This window comes from Vibrio sp. 10N.222.51.C5, from assembly GCF_041474575.1.
Taxonomy (GTDB): domain Bacteria; phylum Pseudomonadota; class Gammaproteobacteria; order Enterobacterales; family Vibrionaceae; genus Vibrio; species Vibrio crassostreae_C.
In genome coordinates this window covers 63,972-68,105 of sequence record NZ_JBFRUJ010000040.1, presented here as the reverse complement: position 1 = coordinate 68,105, position 4,134 = coordinate 63,972, and the positions used below count along the sequence as shown (strand labels likewise).

The 4,134-nt window shown below is 44.4% G+C and carries 3 protein-coding genes and 1 pseudogene; 3 read left to right on the top strand and 1 reads right to left on the bottom strand.

The window, feature by feature from the left end:
- The 3 genes and pseudogenes from AB4558_RS13555 to AB4558_RS13545 form a co-directional block, all read left to right on the top strand.
- Nucleotides 1-111: pseudogene (locus tag AB4558_RS13555) on the top strand (IS5/IS1182 family transposase); the annotation flags it as partial.
- An 81-nt stretch (nucleotides 112-192) separates the two neighbouring features.
- Nucleotides 193-789, top strand: a complete 597-nt coding sequence (locus tag AB4558_RS13550; RefSeq protein WP_372158865.1) for a WYL domain-containing protein — start codon at nucleotides 193-195, stop codon at nucleotides 787-789.
- 361 nt (nucleotides 790-1,150) lie between these two features.
- Complete coding sequence (locus AB4558_RS13545) at nucleotides 1,151-2,632, top strand: hypothetical protein (RefSeq protein WP_372158864.1); 1,482 nt, start codon at nucleotides 1,151-1,153, stop codon at nucleotides 2,630-2,632.
- Between the two features lie 175 nt (nucleotides 2,633-2,807).
- Here the strand turns inward: AB4558_RS13545 and ltrA are convergent.
- A partial coding sequence (ltrA, locus tag AB4558_RS13540; protein ID WP_372158863.1) for a group II intron reverse transcriptase/maturase occupies nucleotides 2,808-4,134 on the bottom strand: 1,327 nt, incomplete at its 5' end.

The window sequence follows — 4,134 nt, the reverse complement described above, 5'->3', positions numbered from 1 at the left end:
AGAATTAAGCATTATCGAGCTATTTCAAGTAGATATGACAAGCTAGAAAGGAATTATGCCAGCATGTTATCGCTGGCATTCATGTTAATGTGGCTACCGATGTATTGTTGAACGCGAAATGTACAGCAAAGATCAACACGCCCTAGTTACCACCTAAAATCTCTCAGTCAGAACACGAAAGAATCTCAATGGCTGAGAAAAGTTGTATTTCAGAGTGCTTACCAACTAAGTGAAAATGTCAGCTCTGATATTTACGCTAAGATCAGCCAAGGGCTCTACCATAATCGTTGGTTAAGCTTGCACTATTACTCTGAAGGGGGGCAACACAGAAAAGATGTCATGCCATTAGGCCTTTCACATCAAAGCAATACATTGATATTGGTGTACCGCCAGAAGGGAGATAAAGGTGCTACTTTTGTTGATGTCAGCCATATTCATAAAGTCACATTATCAACCTTCACGTTTGCTTACCCACAAGACTTTGACTTGCAACATTCAGCATCGGAATACTCCAATACACCGCATGATCGCTATAGACTCGAATTCACCATTACTAAGCAGTCTGGTGAGCACCTATACCAAACACCACTTTCCAACGATCAACGCATTTCCGAATACGATACGTGTCTGCACGTTACTGCTACGGTTTCTAATACACCTCCATTAGTCGCGTGGCTAGAAGCACATAAAAACCACATCACCTTTGTAGAACAACAACCTACACAGCCATCAGTTAAAAGTACCCGATTTCAAACCACTTCTCTAAATAGCGATAGCGGTCTCACTTAGTGCTGCCCCATGCGACACCAGATGCCCAACCTATTGATAACCTGACAACAAACAGGGATGTCACATAGGGTTGCCGTCTTTCTATGTGAACCACTACGACATAGACGGGGAGAGAAGTTCATGACCATTAAAGCGATTCGACCATTACTTAACAAGCACCGTTGCCTAGCTTCATTCAGCTGTGAATATTGCGGGGGTAGCCACAGTTCAACCTGTGACATTTGCGATATGCCTCCATGCCGATGTGCTTGCTAGTACCACACGTTTAATACCCACCATTAGCGGTTTACGAAAGTAAGCCGCTTTTGTTTTCTATGCATTTATCCCTGCAAACCAATCTATTAATAAAAAGGAATTTCCTATGAAAAAGACGTTAGTTTCTGTGCTTATTGCAAGTGCAACCCTTGCTGGTTGCGGCGGTGGTGGCTCATCTGAGCCTTCACAACCATCCAAATCTACGTTGTTATCCGGTCGTGCTATTGATGGTTATATCGTTGGTGCCACGGTTCATTATGATTTTAATTCAAATGGTGTTGTCGATCCTGATGAACCATCGGCTATCACCGAGGCTGGTGGTGTGTTCACTATTGAAGGTGACATCACAGAAGAGCAACAAGCCTGTCTTGAATACGTCCCAGTGATCGCAGATGTGCCTGTCGGAGCTATTGATGAAGACTTAGGGGAAGTGACTCAAGCTTATGTACTTAATCTCCCACCAGCGTTCACGTTGCCTGAAGAGGTAGCGAATGGCTCCGTTAACATTACGCCACTCACCACAATGTTGTGGGAGTCAGCGAAACAGACGGTTGAAAGAGAGCAAGGAGAAGCGTATAGCTGTGAATTAGTGAAAGACAATGAACAAGTCCGCAATGCCATAAAAGACGCCATGCGTAACGTAGCGGGTGATTTAGTTTGGCATTTCAATATCTCAAAGGAAGAGCTGTGGAGTGATTACATAGCGAATGGTAACAGTGCGGTCTACGGCATAGCTGAGCAGCTTATGGCATCCATTCAACTTTCATTTGAAGAGACTTATGAATTGTCGCTTCAGTACCCGTATGCACATATCAATGTAGCTCACTATCTTAACGATCCAACGGACAGGCAACGTCAAGATGATGAACAGTTGTGGTACAAATCGATTTCCATACGTCAAGGTAGCTTTTGGTCTGAATCCGTCTATGCGGTAGATGATAACTGGCTACCCGAACGTTTGATTAGAAACTACCTACAAGAAGACACTATCACTGACTTTGGTACGGTGGGTTATGTAAATGAATACCGCAACATGAGTTCTGATCCAAGCTTTGATGATTACATTTGCAGTAAATCAGAAACCTTACTTTCAAAGGTGGCTGACACTGACAACCAATACGGTATGGAGAACAAGTCATCGTTCTACGATCTTAGTGAGCTGGAGTGTAATGAGGTTAGTTTGAGTGATACAGCTGATAGCCAATACATGACGCTTTCGACTGCGAGAGTGAGTGGTGTATACGATGAAGAAGGGAGCTGCTACAAGTGGAATACGGTGCCAAGCGAGTACGCGCATTGGTTAGGCTTCAGTACTGATGTGGAGAGTATCAACGTTGATGCCTTCAATGCTGATATCGCGGTACTACCACAAGTTTATGGTGTTCAAGATTCTGTAGGAGCTGATTGGTGGGAGCATACAAGACGCTACAAGGAAGGAGAGAACAATGTGTCTGAGCATCGAACTAATACGCCGGCTGAAATGCCCAATGGAGATATGGTGTTACATCACCGATTCATATCTTACCCTAATGGGACATTCAAGTATGAGTGTGACAGTGGTGATGGTTGGTATGACTGTACCGAGTAACTACGTTTAGGTTAGCGGCATAGAAGGGAGCGGCAGCTCCCTTTTGATACTCAAAACACGTCTTTGTCGAGTAGACGACACTTGTTACCAAGTGCCGCCCCTCTAAGAACCGTACGTGCAACTTTCACTGCATACGGCTCAAGCCTCCACTAAGGCATCATTGATACCCAGCAACTTATAACGCAGTCGGGACAGGCTCTTTCCAAGAGTTACGAGCTAGCCTTTTAGATTTTCTCTTCACCAAATATTCTTGGTATTGAGGGTCAAAAGGGGTCGCTGCATTCCTGATTTTTACGTGTCGCTCGATGGGCACTTTAGCTATTTGGAACAGATTGAAGTGACAGTCCATGTCCATTATTTTCTGCCAACCGTGAAATTGCCACTGGCCTTTACGATTGAGAAAATACTTATGAACAACCCAGTCTTTGGACTTGGTTGGATGACGTCTAACTGCCCAGTGCCATAACGCTTGGAATAGTTTGTGGCCGACATACCCGAATACTTGTTTAGCAACACAGTGGCGATAGTAATTCGCCCACCCTCTAAGTTTCGGATTTATCAACTTGATAAGATCGTTAACAGGGATGGTTGCGTGCTTTTTAATAAGTTCACGTAGATTTCTAAGGAACAACAGCGTGTTAGATTTGCTCGGTTTAATGAGCAATTTCCCTTTGTACTTCCTGTGATTGAAACCCAGAAAGTCAAAGCCATCATCAATATGAGTGACCTTCGTTTTCTCTTCGGAGAGGGTTAACCCTCTTTCTGCCAGAAAGTCAGCAATCAACGGTTTGATATCGTTCACTAGCACTTCCTTTGAAGAGCAGGTGACCACGAAATCATCCGCATAACCAATAAAGTTGGCCCTAGCACCCATTTTCAGAGCTGTAGATTTTATTTGTTGCTCTATTCCCGCGAGAGTCATTAGCATCAAGGTTGGAGATATTATTCCACCTTGAGGTGTACCCTCATCGGTATCATAGAACAGACCCTTATCCACATAGCCAGACTGTAACCATTGCTCTAACATACGTTTATCTACCGTGATATTGTCCATAAGCCATTGATGCCCGATTTTGTCGAAGCAAGCCTTAATATCTCCCTCAAGAACCCATTTCGCTGATCGCTTTAGAGCCAAACATTTGAAACACTGACTGACGGCGTCAGCCGTACTGCGATTTGGCCTAAACCCATAGCTATTGAGGTCGGCAAGCGTTTCGGACACTGGTTCTAATGCTAGAAGGTGGAGGGCTTGTTGCGCTCTATCAATCATGCATGGAATACCCAATGGCCTGAGCTTACCGTTCTTTTTGGGGATGTAGATACGTTTGAGTGGTTTTGCAGAGTAAGCCTTGCGGCTCAGTTGATTGACTGCTTTCATACGGCGTACATCTGTGTTCCAGGTGACACCGTCTATTCCAGACGTTTTACTGCCTTTATTCTGAGAGACTCGCTTAACCGCAAGAAGCTTGGCTGAGCGAGAATGAGTCAAGAGCCACTGTAAG

What these genes read in the sequence shown, in the direction of transcription:
- AB4558_RS13545 (WP_372158864.1), top strand. Translation starts at nt 1,151, where the DNA reads ATGAAAAAGACGTTAGTTTCTGTGCTTATTGCAAGTGCAACCCTTGCT.